Origin of the sequence: Micromonospora sp. NPDC049060 (assembly GCF_040649055.1) — a bacterium.
Taxonomy (GTDB): Bacteria; Actinomycetota; Actinomycetes; order Mycobacteriales; family Micromonosporaceae; genus Micromonospora; species Micromonospora reichwaldensis.
In genome coordinates this window covers 25733-43180 of record NZ_JBEZEV010000006.1, presented here as the reverse complement: position 1 = coordinate 43180, position 17448 = coordinate 25733, and the positions used below count along the sequence as shown (strand labels likewise).

The window sequence follows — 17448 nt, the reverse complement described above, 5'->3', positions numbered from 1 at the left end:
GAGGTTCGCGGGACGGCCGGGTTCGGGTGCCGGGCGGGTCGGGTCGGGCGCGGCGCGCGACCATCCGGCTGAGGGGCCGGCAGACGTGCGAGCGTCACCGGCGGCCGGGTCGGGCCCGTGGGGCGGACGGGGAGCCGGGGAGCGGGGCGGGAGCGTGGGCTCCGGCCAGGCGCCGGCCGGGGCCGGGCGGGCCGGGGCGGGCCCGGGCCGGTCGACCTTGGGTAGGAAGGCGGTCGGCCCGTCGTCCTGGTCGCGGTGACGGCCGTCGCGGTCCTCGGGCCGGTCGTCCGGTACGCGGTTCACCTGGGCACCGTCGCCGAGCGCAGCGTGGTCGAGTCCTCGAACGCCGGCACGGTCACCGAGGAGACGGTCTCCTTGTAACCGAGCTTGTAGTCGTCGACCAGGTCCCTGAACAACCGGACTCCCTGTGAGTCGGCGAGGGCCTGCTGCAGGGCAGCGGGATCGCCGATTGCTACGATCTTGAATGGTGGGGAGTACACCCGGCCGTGCAACAGCAGGGTGTTACCCACGCAGCGTACCGCGCTGGTCGACAGCACGCGGACGTTCATGATGGACATGGCCTCGGCGCCACCCGCCCAGAGGGCGTTCACCACCGCCTGCACGTCTCCCTGGTGGACGACCAGGTCGTCGTTGGTGGCCCCGGCGGGCAGCGTCCCGTCGTTGCGCCGGGGTGCGTCGTCGAGTTCCACCGTCACCCCGGAGCCGGCGAGCGCGGTGAAGCCGGCGTCCGCCCGGCTGGCAGCGGCCCGGTCCTGCTGTTCCCTGATCGGTCCGTCGGAGCTGGCCAGGGCGCTGGTGCGGCCCTCGACCTCGGCGCGCAGGTCGGACGCCCGCCGCTCGCTGGCCGCCACCTCCGCGCGCCGGTCCTCGATCAACTGGTTGAGCTGGGGCCGGCGGTCCTCGCGCAGGGCGGTGCCGCCCGCAGTGGTCGCCGTGGTGGTGAAGAGCAGCCCGGCCGCGGCGGCGATCAGCGGCACCCCGATCGACCAGCCCGGTCGTCGCTGCCGTGGGCGTCGAGGCAGCAGCCCGGCGACCGCCCGCCGGAGCACCTTCTGCCAGGAGGCCGCGCCGGATGTGTACTCCACCGAGCGTTCCTTCCCCGTCGTCTGGTTCAGCCCGCGGAGGCGCGAGCCGCCGCGGCGACCCGAACAGTCCCGCCTATTTCGGTCACTCCGTGCACTGGCCTCGCCCCATTCGTGGATTGGACGGGCCTTCGGGACTACGCTAGCTGTCGAACATTATTGGCCATGGACCGTCGCCCCCGCGCCCGGTTGTCAGGCCGGACGAGGTCGTAACCCCTCTGGAGAGCGTCGTGCCCAAGTCTCAGGTTCGCAAGAAGAAGGTGTACACCCCGCCGACGGACGTCCGTCCGACGGCGACGGCGGCGACGCGCAAGCCTAGCCCGGTGTGGCTCCCGGTCTCGGCGGTCGCCCTCATCGTCTTCGGCATCGGCTGGCTGGTGATCTACTACCTCTCCGAGCAGGAGTACCCGGTCATGTCGTGGGGTTACTGGAACCTCGCGGTGGGCTTCGGCGCGATGGTCGCCTCCCTGATCCTGCTCTCCCGCTGGCGCTGAGCGTCCCGCTCACCTGCCGGCGCTGAGCGTCCTGCCCACCCGCCGGCGCTGAGCGCCGCACCCCGTCGCCGGACCGGCGGCGGGGTCGTCCGGGCGCGGTCAGCCCTGCCGTCGGCGCCGCCGGCTCCGGGCCGGTGGCGTGGCAATCCATGTCACTCGGTGGAGCCCCTACCCGGCGGTGGGGGTGTCTTCGCCCTAAGGTGTGCGCAGGGCGGCGCGGCCCGGTGCGAGATGACTCACGTTACTCCTGGGTAACCTTGCGCGTAGGCTGCACTGCATGACCGAGCGGAGCGAGGTCATCGACCGGTCCGGTCGAGGGTGCGGCAGCTGTTGCTCGCCGGTCGTGCCCTGACCCGGGCCCCGGTCGCCGAGCCGCTCGACAGGCAGCAGACCGGGAGGCCAACTCGATGGGCAGCGTCCAGATCGGCACCACGATCCTCGCGTTCGCCATCACCGCCGTGGCGGTGTGGCTTGCGGTACGCGCGGTCATGAAGATGGTGGCCGTCATCCGGCTGGGTCAGCCGGACCCGACCCGCTTCGGCGACACGGGCACCCGCGCGAAGACGATGCTGGCCGAGACCGCCGGCCACACCCGCATGCTCCGCTGGAGCGTGGTGGGTGCGGCGCACTGGTTCGTGATGGTCGGCTTCATCGTGCTGTCGCTGCTGGTGCTGGAGGCGTACTTCGAGGTCGTCTCCCCGACCGGCGGGCTGCCGCTGGTCGGCAACTGGGCGATCTACGGGCTGGTCACCGAGTGGCTCGCGATCCTGGGCATCGTCAGCATCCTGGTGCTGATCGCGATCCGGCTCCGCAACCGGCCCACCCGGCCGGGCGGCAGGTCCCGGTTCACCGGCTCGACCATGTGGCAGGGCTACTTCGTCGAGGGCATCATCCTCGCCGTCCTGATCATGGGCTTCGTCATCCGGGGCTTCAAGGTCGCGACCGACCACTTCGAGTACCCGGTCTGGGCCGCCCCGCTCAGCCACGCCGTCGGCGGGGTGCTGCCGAACTGGGCGGCCGGCGTCAGCGTCGCCGCGCTTGTCAAGATCGTCATCTCGATGACCTGGCTCATCGTGATCTCGCTGAACGTCACCATGGGCGTCGCCTGGCACCGCTTCCTGGCCTTCTTCAACATCTTCTTCAAGCGTGACCCGGGCGCCAACGTCTCCGGCCTCGGCGCCCTGCGCCCCATGACCAGCCAGGGCAAGCCGCTGGACTTCGAGGAGGCCGACCCCGAGAAGGACCAGTTCGGGGTCGCCCAGGTCGAGCAGTTCACCTGGAAGGGCCTGCTGGACTTCAGCACCTGCACCGAGTGCGGCCGCTGCCAGTCGCAGTGCCCGGCCTGGAACACCGGCAAGCCGCTGTCGCCGAAGCTGCTGGTGCTCAGCCTGCGCGACCACGCGTACGCGAAGGCGCCGTACCTGCTGGCCGGCGGCGGCAAGGACCTGACCGGCGAGGAGAAGGCCACCGCCGCCCAGCTCGCCCACATGGACGTGCTGGCCCTGGCCGAGGCCGAGAAGCCGCTGATCGGCACCGCCGAGGAAGGCGGCATCATCGACCCGGACGTGCTCTGGTCCTGCACCACCTGCGGCGCCTGCGTCGAGCAGTGCCCGGTCGACATCGAGCACGTCGACCACATCGTCGACATGCGCCGCTACCAGGTGCTCATCGAGTCGAGCTTCCCGTCGGAGGCCGGCGTGATGCTGCGCAACCTGGAGAACAAGGGCAACCCGTGGGGCGCCCCGCAGAACACCCGCGAGGACTGGACCAAGGGCCTGGACTTCGAGGTGCCGCGGGTCGGCGAGGTCGACGACTTCGAGTACCTCTTCTGGGTCGGCTGCGCCGGCGCGTTCGAGGACCGGGCCAAGAAGACCACCCGGGCGGTCGCCACGCTGCTCAACGAGGCGGGCGTGAAGTTCGCGATCCTCGGCGAGGGCGAGACCTGCTCCGGCGACCCGGCCCGCCGCATCGGCAACGAGTTCGTCTTCCAGATGCTCGCCCAGCAGAACGTCGAGACCCTCAACGAGGCGTTCGAGGGCCGGGAGAAGAGCAAGCGGAAGATCGTCGCGACCTGCCCGCACTGCTTCAACACCCTCGGCAACGAGTACGGCCAGCTCGGCGGCGAGTTCGAGGTGGTCCACCACACCCAGCTCCTGGCGCACCTGGTCGCCACCGGCAAGCTCACCCCGGTGCAGCCGGTCGACGGCGGCGTGACCTACCACGACCCCTGCTACCTGGGCCGGCACAACCGGGTCTTCGCCCCGCCGCGTGAGGTGCTCGGCAGCGCCATCGCCGGCGGGGACGGCGCGAGCGGCGACGGCGGCCTCATCGAGATGCCGCGCAACAGCGAGCGCTCCTTCTGCTGCGGCGCCGGCGGCGCCCGGATGTGGATGGAGGAGAAGATCGGCAAGCGGATCAACGTGGACCGGGTCGAGGAGGCCATGTCCACCGGGGCGAAGACGGTCGCCGTCGGCTGCCCGTTCTGCTCGACGATGCTCAACGACGGGGTGAACGGCAAGGGCGCCGGCGAGCAGGTCGAGGTCGTCGACGTGGCCAGCGTGCTGCTCCGCTCCGTCAAGCCCGAGCAGGCGCCGGGCGACACCGAGCGGACGCCGGTGGCCGGCTGACGCGTACCCCTGCGACGCCTTAAGGCGGCGGCACCCCCGGGTGCCGCCGCCGTCGTCGTTCAGGAGGCCGTGGTGATGATCGTGGTGGTGACGGCCGTGGTGGTCGCGATCAGGATGACCGCCTGGATCTCCTCGATCGCCTTCCTCGTGGCGGCGGACGCCCAGTCCCCGGCGGCGATCTCGGTCAGCCGGCGCTTGACGTGCTCCTTCGGCAGCTCCGCGAAGAGCTTGCGGTCCAGGCCGACGGCCCGGGCGAGGCCGATGAGCGCGGCCGTCCGCCCGTCCACCGGGCCGTCCGCGGCCACGGCGGCGACCATCCGCTGCCGGGCCTGCGTCTCCACCGCCGGCTCCGCGCCGGTGGTGGACGGATAGCGGGTACGCGGAAAGACCCACAGCACCTTGTCCGAGTCGCGGCGCAGCACGCCGGCGGTGACCAGCCCGTCCAGCACCTGCTCGGGCAGGTCCTTGGCGAGCCGGCCGACCCAGTCCTTCGGCTTGCGCCGCTTCGGCTCGGTGGCGATCCGGGTCAGCGCGTCGTCGAGCTGCCGTTGCCCGACGGGGGTCGGGTCGGTCACCACGAGCCGGTCGTCGGCGATCTCGACCCGACCGGCGAGCGTCAGCTCCAGCAGCAGGGCGCCGGCCAGGCCGTAGTCGAGCGTGGGTCGGCCGAGCTGGTTGACGCCCGCGTCGTCGTAGCCGAGCAGGGCGAGTTCGTGGGCGAGCGTGAGCGGGGCCATGCACCCGACGGTAGCCGGGGCCGGCGAGCCCGGCAGATCTTCGCCCGTGACCGGGGCCGCCGCCCGTGCGAGAATTTCGCCGAGGTGAGACGACCATCGATGGCCTGCTGCTGACCACGCTGCTGCCCCTGGTCGGCTTCGTGCTGCTGACCGGCGGCAACGCGTTCTTCGTCGCGGCCGAGTTCGCCCTGGTCACGGTGGATCGCCCCGAGATCGAGCGGCGGGCGACCGCGGGTGACGGCCGGGCCGCGACCGTACGCTGGGCGCTGCGGGAGCTCTCCTTCCAGCTCTCCGGGGCGCAGCTCGGCATCACCCTCACCGCGCTGCTCACGGGCTACCTGGCCGAGCCCGCCCTGGCCCGCCTCTTCACCCCGCTGCTGCGGCCGGTCGCCGGGGACGCGGCCGGCCGGTTCACCCCGTTCCTGGCCCTGGCCCTGGCCACCCTGCTCTCCATGCTCTTCGGCGAACTGGTGCCGAAGAACCTCGCGCTGGCCCGGCCGATGCCCACCGCCCTCGCGACCGCCGGCCCGATGCGCGCCTTCTCCCGCGCCTTCGGCTGGCTGATCCGGGCGCTGAACGACTCGGCGAACCGCCTGGTCCGGCTGCTGGGCGTGGAGCCGCAGGAGGAGCTGGCCAGCGCCCGCTCGCCGGAGGAGCTGGGGCTGCTGGCGGCCATCTCGGCGCGCGCCGGGGCGCTGCCGCCCGACACCGCCATGCTGCTGCGCCGGACCATCCGGTTCGGCGACAAGCGGGCCGCCGAGGCGATGACCCCGCGGGTCGACGTCGTCGCGCTGCGGGCCACCGCCACCGTGGCGGAGCTGCTGGCGCTGTCCCGCCGGACCGGGCGGACCCGGTTCCCGGTGTACGAGGAGACCCTCGACCTGGTGACCGGTGTCGCCGGGGTGCCGGACGCGCTGGGCGTGCCGCTGGCCCTGCGCGGCTCGACCACTGTCGGGTCGGTGGCCCGCGAACCGGTGTACGTGCCGGAGAGCCTGGACCTCGACGGCGTACTGGCCGCGCTCGGCAGCGCGGGTGCCGACCTCGCCATCGTCGTCGACGAGTACGGCGGCACCGACGGCGTGGTCACCACGGAGGACCTCGTGGAGGAGTTGGTCGGGGAGATCGCCGACGAGTTCGACCCGGCCGCGGTGGACGACGTCGGCGCGGTCGGGCTGAGGGTGCCGGGCGGGGAGCGGACGGTCCTCGTCGACGGGGTGCTGCGCTCCGACGAGCTGGCGGAGCAGACCGGCTTCCGGCTGCCCGAGGGGCCGTACGAGACGCTCGCCGGGTTCCTGATGGCCCGGCTGGGGCACATCCCGCTCGCGGGCGAGACGGTCGACGAGTCGGGCTTCGAGTTCACCGTCGTGGAGGTCGAGCGGCACCGGATCGAGCAGGTCCGGGTGCTCCGTCCCGAGGAGCCGGACGGCGATGCCTGAGCTGCTGGTCACCGTCGCGCTGCTGCTCGGCAACGCGTTCTTCGTGGGCAGCGAGTTCGCGCTGATCGCGTCCCGGCGCACGGTGGTCGAGCCGTTGGCGGCCGGCTCGAAGCGGGCCCGCTGGGCGTTGTCGGCGATGAACCAGATCCCGCTGATGATCGCCGGGGCGCAGCTCGGCATCACCGTCTGTTCGCTGGGGTTGGGCGCGATCGCCGAGCCCGCCCTCGCGCACCTGCTGGAGCCGGCGTTCCGCGCGGCGCGGCTGCCGGAGGGGGTGGTCCACCCGGTGGCCTTCGTGCTCGCCCTCGGGGTGGTGGTCTTCCTGCACACCGTGGTGGGCGAGATGGTGCCGAAGAACATCACCCTGGCCGGGCCGGAGCCGTCGGCACTCTGGCTGGGGCCGGCGATGCTGGCGTTCTGCCTGGCCACCAAGCCGCTGCTGGTGGCGATGAAGTGGGCGTCGCGCCGGGTGCTGGGACTGTGGCGGGTCGAGGCGACCGAGGCCGTGAAGACGGTCTTCACCGCCGAGGAGCTGGCCGGGCTGGTGTCGCAGGCGCGTACGGAGGGGCTGCTCGACGCGGAGGAGCACGCCCGGATCACGGGTGCGCTCGCGCTGCACAGCCGGACGGCCGCCGACGCCCTGCAACCGTGGTCCACGGTGACCACCGTGGCCGAGGACGTCTCGCCCGCCTCGCTGGAGGTGCTGGCCACCCTGACGGGGCGGTCCCGCTTCCCGGTGGTGCAGCGACACACCCGCCGGGTGCTCGGCTTCGTGCACGTCAAGGACGTGCTCGGGTACGCGGGCGCGAGCCGGCGGGCCCCCGTGCCGGCGGACGTCTACCGGCCGTTGGCGGTGGTGCCGCCGGACCGTACGCTCGCCGACCTGTTGCTGTCGATGCGCCGGGAGCGGCGGCACATGGTGCTGGTCAGCGACGGCCGCCGCCCACTCGGGGTGGTCACGCTCGACGACGTATTGACCGCGATCGTCGGCAGGCGGGCCGATACCCTTGGTACGCAAGCGGTTGCGCAGGCGTGAAGTGGCCCTCGGTCGCCTTGATTCCGCTGCCGGCCTTCCCTAATGTTGGGCACCGGCCGCTGTGGGTCGTCTGTCTCGCCCCTCTTCCCTCGCGCGAGGCGCCAAGCGGCCGGGTTGCAAAAGGAGTCGGTGCCGGTGGCAACCATGCCCCCTCATCGTCACGCGCCGGGACGGTCTGCTCGTCCGGGTGGCCTGCGTAGGGCCGCCCACCGTCTGCTCACCCTGATCGCCGCGGCGGCGGTCGGCGCCGGCATGCTGGCCGCGCCCGCTCACGCCGAGCCCTCGGTCGACGAGATCGAGGCCGCGATCGACCAGAAGTGGGAGCAGCTCGAGCCCACCATCGAGCAGTACAACAAGGTGCGGGCGCAGCTGAAGGTCAACCGCAAGAAGTCGGAGGACCTGCAGAAGAAGATCCAGCCGTTGGCGCTGGAGAGCGAGCTGGCGATGGACCGGGTCGGCGACCTCGCCTCCCGTTACTACATCTCCGGCCCGTCCCACGACATCGGCGCGCTGCTGGTCAGCGCCAAGCCCGACACGCTGACCGAGCAGCTGACGCTGCTGGACCGGCTGGCCGCCCAGGAGCGCAAGCAGCTCGAGGGCGTTACCAAGGTCCGCCAGAAGTACGACGCGGAGAAGCAGAAGCTCGACACGCTGATCGTCTCGCAGACGAAGCAGCAGAACGACCTGGCGGCGAAGAAGAAGCAGATCGACGCCGACATCAAGAAGCTCGAAGCGTCGATGCCGGTGACGACCGTCAAGACGGAGAAGTGCCCGACCATCAACGGCGTGGTCAGCGAGGCGGCCCGCACCGCGATCCGCACCGCCTGCGCGCAGGTCGGCGACCCGTACGTCTGGGGCGCCACCGGCCCGAACTCGTTCGACTGCTCCGGTCTCACCCAGTACGCCTACAAGGCGGCGGGGATCCACCTGACGCACTTCACGGGTGCGCAGTGGAACGAGGGCAAGGCCATCCCGCGCTCCGAGGCGCGCCCGGGTGACCTGGTCTTCTTCAAGGCCGACCTGAGTCACGTCGGCCTCTACCTCGGCAACGACAAGATGGTGCACGCGCCCCGGGCCGGCAAGCCGGTAAACGTCTCCAGCATCAACACGATGCCGGTGGCAGGATTCCGCAGGCCCGGCTGATCCGCATCGCGCAACGAGAGGGCCCCCGGTCGGATCGACCGGGGGCCCTCGTCGTGCGGTGGGATCAGCGGGGCGCGCCCAGCGGGGACGGCACCAGGTTCACGTCGTCCAGGTTGACGTACATGATCCGGTGACCGAACTGGACCTGCACGTACCTGTTGTCGCCCCGGACGACCGTCTGGTCGTGGGGGGCGGAGCCGTCGAACGTGGTGGCCCGGTAGTACTCGCCAGCGAGCAGGTTGCCGACGGCGTACCGCTGGCCGGCCGAGAGCGTGTACTGCAGCGGCGAGATCGCCTGGTACGGCACGCCCTCCGGGTACGCGGCCTGCTCCGGGTAGGCCCGGCCGTACACCGGGATGGTGGCCTTACCGGCCTTCGGGGTCACCACGAACCCGACGGTCCACTTCGCCGTCGGCTTGGCGGCGGGGTTGTGGAACCACCCCTTCTGGCCGAGGTACCAGATGGCGGTCCAGTCGCCCTGCACCTCGGCAAGCGCGTACGTCTGGCCGGCGGAGACGCGGGCGCCGTGGTCGGAGACGTACGTGGTGTTCGGCGTGCCGTCGGGCCGCAGCGCGATGTCGTTGACAAGCGGCGCGTCGTGGCTCGGCGCGTTGTGCAGGAACAGCGCGGACGAGCCGCGCAGCGGGCAGGGGGCCGTCGCCGGGGGCGGGTTCGGCACGCCCGGAGGCTGCCGGTTGCAGCCGGTGAACGGCGGCTGGTTGGTGGCGAAGTCCGGGTCGATGGTGACCAGACCGGTCCGGTGCGTGCCGGTCGACTTGAACGGCGCCTTGAGCAGGTCGAAGTAGTGCGACCAGTTCCAGTACGGTCCCGGGTCCCAGTGCATGCCGCGCACGTTCGCGGCGACGGTGCCGGGGACGTTGTCGTGCCCGATGATGTGGTTGCGGTCCAGCGGGATGTTGTACTGCCGCGCCAGGTGGCGGACCAGCTTGGCGGAGGTGCGGTACATCGCCTCGGTGTACCAGGTGCCGTGCCCGGCGAAGCCCTCGTGTTCGAGGCCGATGGACTTGGCGTTCACGTACCAGTTGCCGGCGTGCCAGCCGACGTTCTTGGTCTTGATGTGCTGGGCGATGTGCCCGTCCACCGAGCGCAGGGTGTAGTGCCAACCCACCCGCTTCGGGTCCTTGACCAGGTTGACGCTGGGACCGAAGTAGCCCTCGGTGTCGTGGATGACGATGTACTCGATCTTCTGCTGGGTGGGACGGTTCCCCAGGTCGTGGTTGCCGTAGTCGCCCAGGGTGGGGCCGTAGTTCTCGTACGGCGCCGGGATCCACTCGCAGGAGATGTCGTCCGGGCACTCCAGCCCGTCCGGCCGGGCGAGCTTGCGCAGGTTCAGCCGGTCCAGCCAGGAGCGGTTCGGCTGGACCGCCCGGCCGGCAAGCGTGACCCGCTGCCCGTCGTCGGTCACCCGGCTGTCGCCCGTGGCGATGGTGGCGTACACCTCGTTGGCGAAGGCCGCCGCGGCGTCGGCGCTGTCCGCGCCGGAGTACCGGGCCACCGCGCCGTACCAGGCCGCCGGGTCGGTGCCGGCGCCGACCGGGGCGCCGATCTCCTTCTGGTACGCGGCCAGCAGCGCCGCGCCGCCCCGGATGTTCGCCGTGACGTCCGTCCGCAGCGACTCCTCGCTGGCGCCGGTCAGCCCGGCGGCGGCGTCGACGGTCCGCAGCGCGGCCTCGGCGGGAGGCGTGGCGGCTGGCGGCTCGCCGGCCTCGGCCAGGGACGGGCGGGACTCGTCGCCGCGCGGGTCCTCGGTGCCCTCGTCGTGGTGCGTGCCGCCGGCGAGGGCGGCGACGTGCTCGGCGTCGGTGAGGTGCATCGGTCCGTAGCCGCCGCTGGTGCTCGGCGTGCCGGCGTTGGTGTCCCAGCGGGACTGCAGGTAGGAGACCCCGAGCAGGACGCTCTCCGGTACGCCGTACTCGGCGGCCGCGGCGGCGTACTGCTGCTGCCGGTCGTTCACCGGCGCTGCCGCGGCGGCGGACCCGGCGGCGGTGAGCGGCGTCGTCGCCATGGCGGCGGCCACGGCGGCGGCCAGCAGGACGCGTCTGCTCCTCGATGTCGCTGACAGGTGCATCAGACCCCCAGTTCGGACGGGCAAAGGTGGGGTCACCTTCGCCCCGCCCGCCGCCTCTGGTCAATACCTTTCCGCCAGACACTTCAGAAGGAAGGAAATCTTCGTCGCCCGGGTTGCGGATCCGCCCGACCCGGGTGGGTACGGAGTGTCACCGCCCGTAGGGTTGCGGATCGATAACGGTCGTCTCTACTCTGGTCCTTCGTCGGCCGGTGACATTCCGTCCAACCAGGGCGGTGACGGTCCGACACCGCCGAGTCGCTCCCGAGCGAGCCGGGGACCCAGGTTCCCCGGGGTGAATCCGCAGTCCTGCGGTAGGGCGCCCCTTCCCGCCCGAACCCGTCAGCTAACCCGGTAGGCGGTACGGAAGAAGGAGTACGAAGCCCGGTGGCACACCATGCCCCGCGGCCACCGTCGGCCCGGTCGGCCCTCGCCGACCCGGTGACGGCTGCGCCGCGCCCACGCTGGTACCGCTGCACCACCGCCCTCGCCGCCCTGGCCGCGTTCGCCGTCGTCCTGACCGGCGGCGCCACGGCGGCCCACGCCGAACCGACTGTCGCCGAGATCGAGCGGCAGATCGACGAGGACTGGAACAAGCTCGAACCGATCATCGAACGGCACAACGCCACCCGACAGGACCTGGCCGCCAGGCGGAAGCAGGCCGACGCGCTCGCCGCGCAGATCGGGCCGCTGGAGAAGCAGGTCGACCAGGCGATGGAGAAGGTCGGCGCGTTGGCGGCCCGCGCCTACAAGGGCGAGAACGTCTCCGCCGTCAACGCCCTACTGGGCAGCCGCTCACCGAGCGAGATGATCGGGCAGCTCGAACTGCTCGACCAGTTCGCCCAGCACCAGCAGCAGGACGTGCGGCAGGTGGCCGAGCTGCGCGACCGGCTGGCCGCCAAGAAGGCGCCGCTGGACGAGATGGTCGTCCAGCTCGGCCGCACCGAGGCCCAGCTCGCGGCGAAGAAGAAGCAGATCAACGCCGAGATCGACCGGTTGCAGAAGCTGCGGCTGCGGGTCTACGGCAACGGCGGCGGCGGGCCGCTGCGTCCCGCCCCCTGCCCGGCCGGCTATCCCGGCGGCCCGGCCGGCACCGCCGTGAAGTTCGCCTGCGCGCAGATCGGCAAGCCCTACGTCTGGGGTGCCGAGGGGCCGAACTCGTACGACTGCTCCGGCCTGATGCTCGCCGCCTGGGCGAAGGCGGGGGTGTCGCTGCCGCACAACGCCGCACAGCAGCGCCGGGCCACCGCGTCCGTCAGCCGGGGCGAGCTGCGCCCGGGCGACCTCGTCTTTTACTACAGCGACCTGCACCACGTCGGCATGTACGTCGGCGGGGGCTGGGTGGTGCACGCCTCCCGCGCCGGGGTGCCGATCAAGATGAAGAAGGTCGACGACGGCCCGATCCACAGCTACGGCCGCCCCGGCTGAGTCGCGCGGAGGGCCCCTGCCCGGCGGGGCCCTCCGCGTGCCCACGGGGTCGGGTCAGCGCGTCGGCCAGGTGCGCCAGTGCTGCCAGGAGCGGCTTGGCGTCGGGCCGCGCTGCCCCTGGTAGCGCGAGCCGTAGACGGCCGAGCCGTACGGGTGCTTCGCCGGCGACGAGAGCCGGAAGATGCAGAGCTGGCCGATCTTCATGCCCGGCCAGAGGGTGATCGGCAGGTTGGCGACGTTGGACAGTTCGAGGGTCACGTGACCGGAGAAGCCGGGGTCGATGAAGCCCGCCGTGGAGTGGGTGAGCAGGCCCAGCCGGCCCAGTGAGCTCTTCCCCTCCAGTCGTCCGGCGAGCTGGTCGCCGAGCGTGATCACCTCCAGCGTCGAGGCGAGCACGAACTCGCCCGGATGCAGCACGTACGGCTCGCCCTCCGGCACCTCGACCATCGACGTGAGGTCGTCCTGCTGCTGCGCGGGGTCGATGTGGGTGTAGAGGTGGTTGTTGAAGACCCGGAAGAGCTTGTCCAGGCGTACGTCGATGCTGGACGGTTGCACCAGCGCGGGCTCGAACGGCTCCAGCGCGAGCGTTCCCGCCTCGATCTCGGAGGCCAGGTCGCGATCGGAGAGCAGCATCCGCACACCTTAGCGACCGACACGCGTGACCTGCGTGTCGGAGTGCATCTTCGTACAATTGTTCGATAGAATGCCGGCATGGCTTCCTGGTCCGAATTCGCCGCCGACGAGCCCCGCCTCGCCGACGGGATCCGCCTCCTCATGCAGCAGTACGGGCCGGGCTTCGGCTACCTGGCCACCGTCCGCGCCGACGGCGGTCCCCGGGTGCACCCGGTCTCCCCGGTGATCACCGACGAGGGGCTCTTCTGCTTCGTCGTCGACTCGCCCAAGCGGCGCGACCTGGAGCGCGACGGCCGCTACGCGCTGCATTCGTTCCCGCCGGAGGAGAGCGACGACGAAGCCTACGTCGCCGGCCACGCCCGGCCGGTGACCGACCCGGCCCGGGTCGCCCGGCTGGCCCGCAGCCATCGGGCCGCGCCGCAGGTCGACTGGCGGGTCTTCGAGTTCACCGTCGACGTGGCGATGCTGGCCCGCCGCGAGTCCGGCGTCGCGGGCGGCGCCAGCGAGTGGCACGGCCGGCCCGCCGTCCAGGTGTGGCTCGACCCCCGCGCGGCCGCCGCCGGCACCGCGCTGGTGCCCGAAACCCGGTCGGGGCGCGTCGGCGACCACGCCGCCCGCCCCGCCGCCTGAGACGCGGTGCGGCGCCCCGGGCCGTCCCCCTCCGGGGCGCCGCACCGTGACCACCGTCCGACCCCCGCGTGTCGGCCCACACAGACGCCGGTGCCGGCCCCGTCGAGCGAGGCCGGCACCGGTGCAGTCGTACGGCGGAACTACGCCGCGCGGTACGCGTTCCAGGCGGTCAGCATGCGGCTGGCCTGTCCGGCGGTGAACTGGTACATGCAGGAGTCGTAGCTGTAGTCCATGAAGTTGGTGATCGGGTCGACGCCGGGGGCGGTGCAGGTGTTCCGCCCGGTCGGGCAGCCGGAGGCCGGCGACGCCTCGGCAGCGGTGTCGCTGACGCTGTCGCCCGAGCCGGAGCAGCCGCCCTGGAAGGTGTGGTAGAGGTTCAGCCAGTGGCCGACCTCGTGGGTGCCCGTGTCGCCCTGGTTGTAGTTCGTGGCGGTGCCGCCCGGCAGCGACTCGCTCAGCACGACGACGCCGTCCATGCTGCTGAGGTTGCGGGTCGGGAAGGTCGCCCAGCCGAGCAGGCCGTTGCTCAGCTCGCCCAGGTAGATGTTGAGGGTGTTCTTGCCGCCCGTACGCAGCGAGGTCTTCATCGACCGCTCCGCCGAGGAGCCCGACACGATCGGGTACCAGGACGGGTTCGTCACCCGGTTGATCTTCTGAAGCTGGAAGCTGAACGCGGTGGACGCGCCGCCGGTCGCCCCGCTGAACGACTGGTTCAGCACGTTGATCTGCGAGTTGACCATCGAGTCGGGGATGTTGCCCCCGGCCCGGGTGCTGTTCTCCTGGATCACATGCACCACCACCGGGATGGTGACGGTGGCGGCCATCGTGGAGGCGCCGGCGCCGGTACGGAACCGGGCCCGCTCGCGCAGCGCGGCGGCCATGTCGGCCTCGCGCTCCCGGGTCTCCGCGAGGGTCAGCTCGTTCGGCTCGTGCTTGGCGCCGCTGCCCGGCTTGACGCGGGCGTCCGAGTGGACGTCGGCCGGCTCGACGCAGACCTCGGTCGGGGCGGCGGAGAAGGCCGAAGCGGCCGGTACGACACCCACGGCGGCGGTGCTGAGCAGCAGCGCGAGGGTCGTCGACGCGACGCCGGCCGTACGCCGGGTCAGCAGGTTGGGACGGAGTCCCATGGGCCCACCTCTTTCTGGCGGCGCGACAGGGGGTATGTCACGCCGTGACTGGAACGTTGGGCAGACGTTACAACCCATCGAAGGATTTGAGAATGGCCATATGTTGCCGCGGTGGAAATTTTCCTGGCAGCGGCCGGGAAGCGGTGGCGCGGGCGGGTGGTGATGGGGCTGAGGATGGCCCGACTGGGGTGGCGGCGTGGCGGGCGGTGGCGCGGAGCAATCTTGGTAGGTTCAGGCCCCTCCGGGGGCCGTTAGCTGCCAAGATCGCGGCGCCGGGTGGTGTCGGAGGGGTACCTGGGTGCAGCGTCGTGACGACTCAGGTACAGTGGTGCCGCCTGCGGGTGTAGTTCAATGGCAGAACATCAGCTTCCCAAGCTGACAGTGCGGGTTCGATTCCCGTCACCCGCTCCACGCGAACGGCCCTGGTCAGGACGCAGATCCCGACCGGGGCCTTCGGCGTTCCCCGAGTGCACGACCTCACCGCCGAGGACGCGGCGACCCACCTGCTGAAGCTGGTGCGACGCAGCCCGTGATCATGCCACGGGCCGCTATCGGCGCCGGGCCACTCCTGCGGCCATGCCGTCGTCCGGGTCATCGGGCTGCTTCCGGCCCGCCTTTCCGCCACGGCGAAGCGATCACGAGTGGGCCCCGACGTCCCAGCGCCCACACGGTGAGCGCGAAGCAGCAGAGCACCGCTCCCGCGATCGTGACCGCTGTCCAGCCGCCCGCGGACCAGAGCGTGGTCGCGGCGGCGGAGCCGATAGCAGCACCGATGAAGTTGCCGGTGGCCAGCGCCGTGTTGAGCCGGCTGCGGGCCTCGTGGGACAGGGCGAACAGCCGCGCCCGGTTTGCGGACGTCTGTCGTATATCAGTCGGCGGAGGGTATTCGCGCGTGCTGCCGCGCCCGTATTGGCCAGAGACCGGCGATCGGGACCAGGCTGTGGCGACCGCGTGCCCTCAGCCTCGGGCATTGCCGGTGCGCCGGCGACCTCCGGTCGGCATCGGACAGCCCACGACTGCCCGGCGAGGAGATCCGCTAGCTCTCACCGCCAGCGTCCTCGATACTCACGGCGTGATCGACAAAGACCCTCAGGCCCCATGGCTGCCTCGCGTTCCCCACCCGGCTGACAGCCCGACGCTGCCGATCTACATGGTCATCTTCTTCTTCCTGGGCCTGGCCGGATTTGCCGTACATGGGCTGTCCGACGGCAGGGAAGGTCTCATCATTGCGAGCATCGTCTCGGGGGTGTTCTTCACGTGCTTCCTGATCCTGTTCGCGATCTACTGGACCGGATACCTGCTGAAGGGACACGCCAACTGGCAAGCCGAGCGCCAGGCTGATTCCGATGGGCCATCCGCGGATCGGTAGCCAGAGGGCTCAGCGGGCTTGCCGCCGGCCGGAAAGGGGGAGGCCCGCCGGGTACGACGGTGCTGCCACAGCACTCCGCCGAGGAACGGGCTCCCAGCCACAGCTTCGGTCAGATGCTCCCTTCCGGCGCGAACGCGCGGATGCTCCTCGGCCCTCCTCGGGTCTGACATGATCACGCCGTGCCCGACTCCGAGCCGCCGAGGTCAGTTCGCCCGCTTGAGCCGTCTCCGCCAGCGGCGCGCACCGAACTGTCCACACTGCTCGTGCTGCTGCTCACCTCGGTCGTGCTACTGGCGCTCTGTTACGGCTGTGCTGCCTTCTGGCTGTACAACTGACCGAAATCCGGCAGCAGCAGGGCGTCTGGTTGCCGCCTTGCGGCCATTGCGGCATCAGTTCCGCTCCCACGTGCGTGGCGGGCCGAGGCGGCAGTGGCCACTACCGGCGCGTGGGCCAGGCTGCCCAGGCCGCAGCGACGGCACAGAGCATCAGACAGACGAACAGGCAACTCAGCGCGCCGCAGAGCACCGCGCCGAGGGCTCCCGGACCCTCCACGGGCACGATCGTATGCGCTGAGACAGCCGAGCCCCGCACCAGCGGACGGCCACGACGCCGGACTCAACAAGACGACGACACCACCTCGTTCACCATCACGGCCAGGTGAACCCGGTCGCCGCGCAGAGGGCCTCGAACCACCGCGGTTCCGGGCCCTTCGGCGTCCCCGGTGGGCGTTTGCCGACCAGGACGGGAGCCCCGACCATCGATTTCGACGCCCCTCGGGCACGGGCCCACTGTCGTACCGTGTGCCGGTGAACAGCCAGGATCGCAGTACGTACCTGGCCGCCGCCGCGGCCAACCTGACCTTCAACTCGCCGCTCGGCGAGGATCGGGTGGCGGACCTGGTCCGGCGGTTGACCCCCACCGGGCCGGGCTGGCGGGCCCTGGACCTGGGCTGCGGCAACGGTGAGCTGCTCCTGCGGCTGTGCGAGGCTCACGGCATCGCTGGCGACGGCGTGGAACGCCACGCCGTCGACTGTGAACGGGCCCGGCGACGCGCGACGGAACGGGGAGCCGCCGAGCGGGTCACGTTCCACGGCGCGGATGCGGCCACCTGGGACCGGCCCGCCCACCTCGTCGTCAACGTCGGGGCCGGCCAGATCTGGGGCGACGCCGCGCGAGCCCTCGCCGCGCTGCACCGGCTCACCCTGCCCGGGGGCAGGCTGCTGTTCGCTGACGGCTTCTACCAGGCCAGCCCCGGCGCGCAGGTCCGCGAGACCTTCGGCGACATGCCCGACCTGGCTGGCCTGGCCCAGCTCGCCGTGGACGCCGGGTTCCGACCGCTGCATGTCGCCGTGTCCACCCTCGCCGAGTGGGACGACTTCGAGTCCGACTGGCGTGCGGGCATCGAGCGCCTCGGCACGCCGGAGGCGCGCGCGTTCGCCGACGAGCGGCGGGTCGAATACCTCACCGGCTACCGCGACGTCGTCGGCTTCGGCTGGCTGATCCTGACCCCGGCCGGACCGCCTGACCGCCGGACCGCCTGACCGCTGCGCAGTGTGGATGTTCCCCGGGCGTGAGGCGGCGTCCGGGCTGAAGCCGGCC

Annotated in this window: 15 protein-coding genes, 1 tRNA gene and 1 riboswitch; of the genes, 11 read left to right on the top strand and 5 right to left on the bottom strand. The window is 71.6% G+C overall.

Features of this window, described 5'->3' with window-relative positions; genetic code table 11:
* Window positions 1-299: 299 nt before the first annotated feature.
* Window positions 300-1106 carry a DUF881 domain-containing protein gene (locus AB0B83_RS04750; RefSeq protein ID WP_151454343.1) on the bottom strand — a complete coding sequence of 269 codons (807 nt, stop codon included), beginning with the start codon at window positions 1104-1106 and terminating at the stop codon, window positions 300-302.
* Between the two features lie 227 nt (window positions 1107-1333).
* Between AB0B83_RS04750 and AB0B83_RS04745 the strand changes: the two genes are divergently transcribed.
* Window positions 1334-1597 (top strand): cell division protein CrgA, encoded by a 264-nt coding sequence (locus tag AB0B83_RS04745; protein ID WP_151454344.1) that lies wholly within the window; start codon window positions 1334-1336, stop codon window positions 1595-1597.
* Window positions 1598-2004: 407 nt separating this feature from the next.
* Window positions 2005-4224 (top strand): (Fe-S)-binding protein, encoded by a 2220-nt coding sequence (locus tag AB0B83_RS04740; RefSeq protein ID WP_357577003.1) that lies wholly within the window; start codon window positions 2005-2007, stop codon window positions 4222-4224.
* Between the two features lie 59 nt (window positions 4225-4283).
* Here the strand turns inward: AB0B83_RS04740 and AB0B83_RS04735 are convergent, their stop codons facing one another.
* Window positions 4284-4961 (bottom strand): GPP34 family phosphoprotein, encoded by a 678-nt coding sequence (locus AB0B83_RS04735; protein ID WP_357577002.1) that lies wholly within the window; start codon window positions 4959-4961, stop codon window positions 4284-4286.
* Between the two features lie 122 nt (window positions 4962-5083).
* Between AB0B83_RS04735 and AB0B83_RS04730 the strand changes: the two genes are divergently transcribed.
* The 3 genes from AB0B83_RS04730 to AB0B83_RS04720 all read left to right on the top strand — a co-directional run bounded on the left by AB0B83_RS04730 (window position 5084) and on the right by AB0B83_RS04720 (window position 8576).
* A complete protein-coding gene (locus AB0B83_RS04730) occupies window positions 5084-6397 on the top strand; it encodes a hemolysin family protein (protein WP_357577071.1) in 1314 nt (437 codons plus the stop codon).
* Window positions 6390-7433, top strand: a complete 1044-nt coding sequence (locus AB0B83_RS04725; RefSeq protein WP_357577001.1) for a hemolysin family protein — start codon at window positions 6390-6392, stop codon at window positions 7431-7433. Before AB0B83_RS04730 ends, AB0B83_RS04725 begins: the two co-directional genes overlap by 8 nt.
* 144 nt (window positions 7434-7577) lie before the next feature.
* Complete coding sequence (locus AB0B83_RS04720; protein WP_357577000.1) at window positions 7578-8576, top strand: NlpC/P60 family protein; 999 nt, start codon at window positions 7578-7580, stop codon at window positions 8574-8576.
* Between the two features lie 64 nt (window positions 8577-8640).
* Here the strand turns inward: AB0B83_RS04720 and AB0B83_RS04715 are convergent, their stop codons facing one another.
* Window positions 8641-10665: a peptidoglycan recognition family protein gene (locus AB0B83_RS04715; RefSeq protein WP_357576999.1), complete on the bottom strand. Its 2025-nt coding sequence runs from the start codon at window positions 10663-10665 to the stop codon at window positions 8641-8643.
* A gap of 238 nt (window positions 10666-10903) precedes the next feature.
* Window positions 10904-11037, top strand: a riboswitch (cyclic di-AMP (ydaO/yuaA leader).
* Between the two features lie 12 nt (window positions 11038-11049).
* Here AB0B83_RS04715 and AB0B83_RS04710 point away from each other — a divergent pair.
* The gene (locus AB0B83_RS04710) at window positions 11050-12090 is read left to right on the top strand and encodes an NlpC/P60 family protein (protein ID WP_357576998.1); all 1041 of its coding nucleotides are present in this window, start codon (window positions 11050-11052) and stop codon (window positions 12088-12090) included.
* Between the two features lie 54 nt (window positions 12091-12144).
* Here AB0B83_RS04710 and dcd read toward each other — a convergent pair whose 3' ends face one another.
* A complete protein-coding gene (gene dcd / locus AB0B83_RS04705; protein WP_357576997.1) occupies window positions 12145-12723 on the bottom strand; it encodes a dCTP deaminase in 579 nt (192 codons plus the stop codon).
* Window positions 12724-12801: 78 nt separating this feature from the next.
* On the opposite strand from dcd, the gene AB0B83_RS04700 reads away from it, so the two are divergent.
* On the top strand, window positions 12802-13353 hold the full coding sequence (locus tag AB0B83_RS04700; RefSeq protein WP_132235313.1) for a pyridoxamine 5'-phosphate oxidase family protein: 552 nt from the start codon (window positions 12802-12804) through the stop codon (window positions 13351-13353).
* A gap of 140 nt (window positions 13354-13493) precedes the next feature.
* Here the strand turns inward: AB0B83_RS04700 and AB0B83_RS04695 are convergent, their stop codons facing one another.
* Window positions 13494-14480, bottom strand: coding sequence for a zinc metalloprotease (locus AB0B83_RS04695; RefSeq protein ID WP_357576996.1), 987 nt, complete (start codon window positions 14478-14480; stop codon window positions 13494-13496).
* A 337-nt stretch (window positions 14481-14817) separates the two neighbouring features.
* On the opposite strand from AB0B83_RS04695, the gene AB0B83_RS04690 reads away from it, so the two are divergent.
* The 4 genes from AB0B83_RS04690 to AB0B83_RS04675 all read left to right on the top strand — a co-directional run bounded on the left by AB0B83_RS04690 (window position 14818) and on the right by AB0B83_RS04675 (window position 17390).
* A tRNA-Gly gene (locus AB0B83_RS04690) sits at window positions 14818-14891 on the top strand.
* Between the two features lie 661 nt (window positions 14892-15552).
* Window positions 15553-15849: a hypothetical protein gene (locus AB0B83_RS04685; RefSeq protein WP_357576995.1), complete on the top strand. Its 297-nt coding sequence runs from the start codon at window positions 15553-15555 to the stop codon at window positions 15847-15849.
* A 179-nt stretch (window positions 15850-16028) separates the two neighbouring features.
* On the top strand, window positions 16029-16184 hold the full coding sequence (locus AB0B83_RS04680; protein ID WP_357576994.1) for a hypothetical protein: 156 nt from the start codon (window positions 16029-16031) through the stop codon (window positions 16182-16184).
* Between the two features lie 471 nt (window positions 16185-16655).
* Window positions 16656-17390 (top strand): methyltransferase domain-containing protein, encoded by a 735-nt coding sequence (locus tag AB0B83_RS04675; RefSeq protein ID WP_357576993.1) that lies wholly within the window; start codon window positions 16656-16658, stop codon window positions 17388-17390.
* Window positions 17391-17448 lie beyond the last annotated feature (58 nt).

Excerpts from the sequence above, each read along its gene's own strand:
- dcd (WP_357576997.1), bottom strand. The coding sequence starts at position 12,723 with ATGCTGCTCTCCGATCGCGACCTGGCCTCCGAGATCGAGGCGGGAACG.
- AB0B83_RS04740 (WP_357577003.1), top strand. The coding sequence starts at position 2,005 with ATGGGCAGCGTCCAGATCGGCACCACGATCCTCGCGTTCGCCATCACC.
- AB0B83_RS04725 (WP_357577001.1), top strand. The coding sequence starts at position 6,390 with ATGCCTGAGCTGCTGGTCACCGTCGCGCTGCTGCTCGGCAACGCGTTC.
- AB0B83_RS04720 (WP_357577000.1), top strand. The coding sequence starts at position 7,578 with ATGCCCCCTCATCGTCACGCGCCGGGACGGTCTGCTCGTCCGGGTGGC.
- AB0B83_RS04695 (WP_357576996.1), bottom strand. The coding sequence starts at position 14,480 with ATGGGACTCCGTCCCAACCTGCTGACCCGGCGTACGGCCGGCGTCGCG.
- AB0B83_RS04715 (WP_357576999.1), bottom strand. The coding sequence starts at position 10,665 with ATGCACCTGTCAGCGACATCGAGGAGCAGACGCGTCCTGCTGGCCGCC.
- AB0B83_RS04700 (WP_132235313.1), top strand. The coding sequence starts at position 12,802 with ATGGCTTCCTGGTCCGAATTCGCCGCCGACGAGCCCCGCCTCGCCGAC.
- AB0B83_RS04735 (WP_357577002.1), bottom strand. The coding sequence starts at position 4,961 with ATGGCCCCGCTCACGCTCGCCCACGAACTCGCCCTGCTCGGCTACGAC.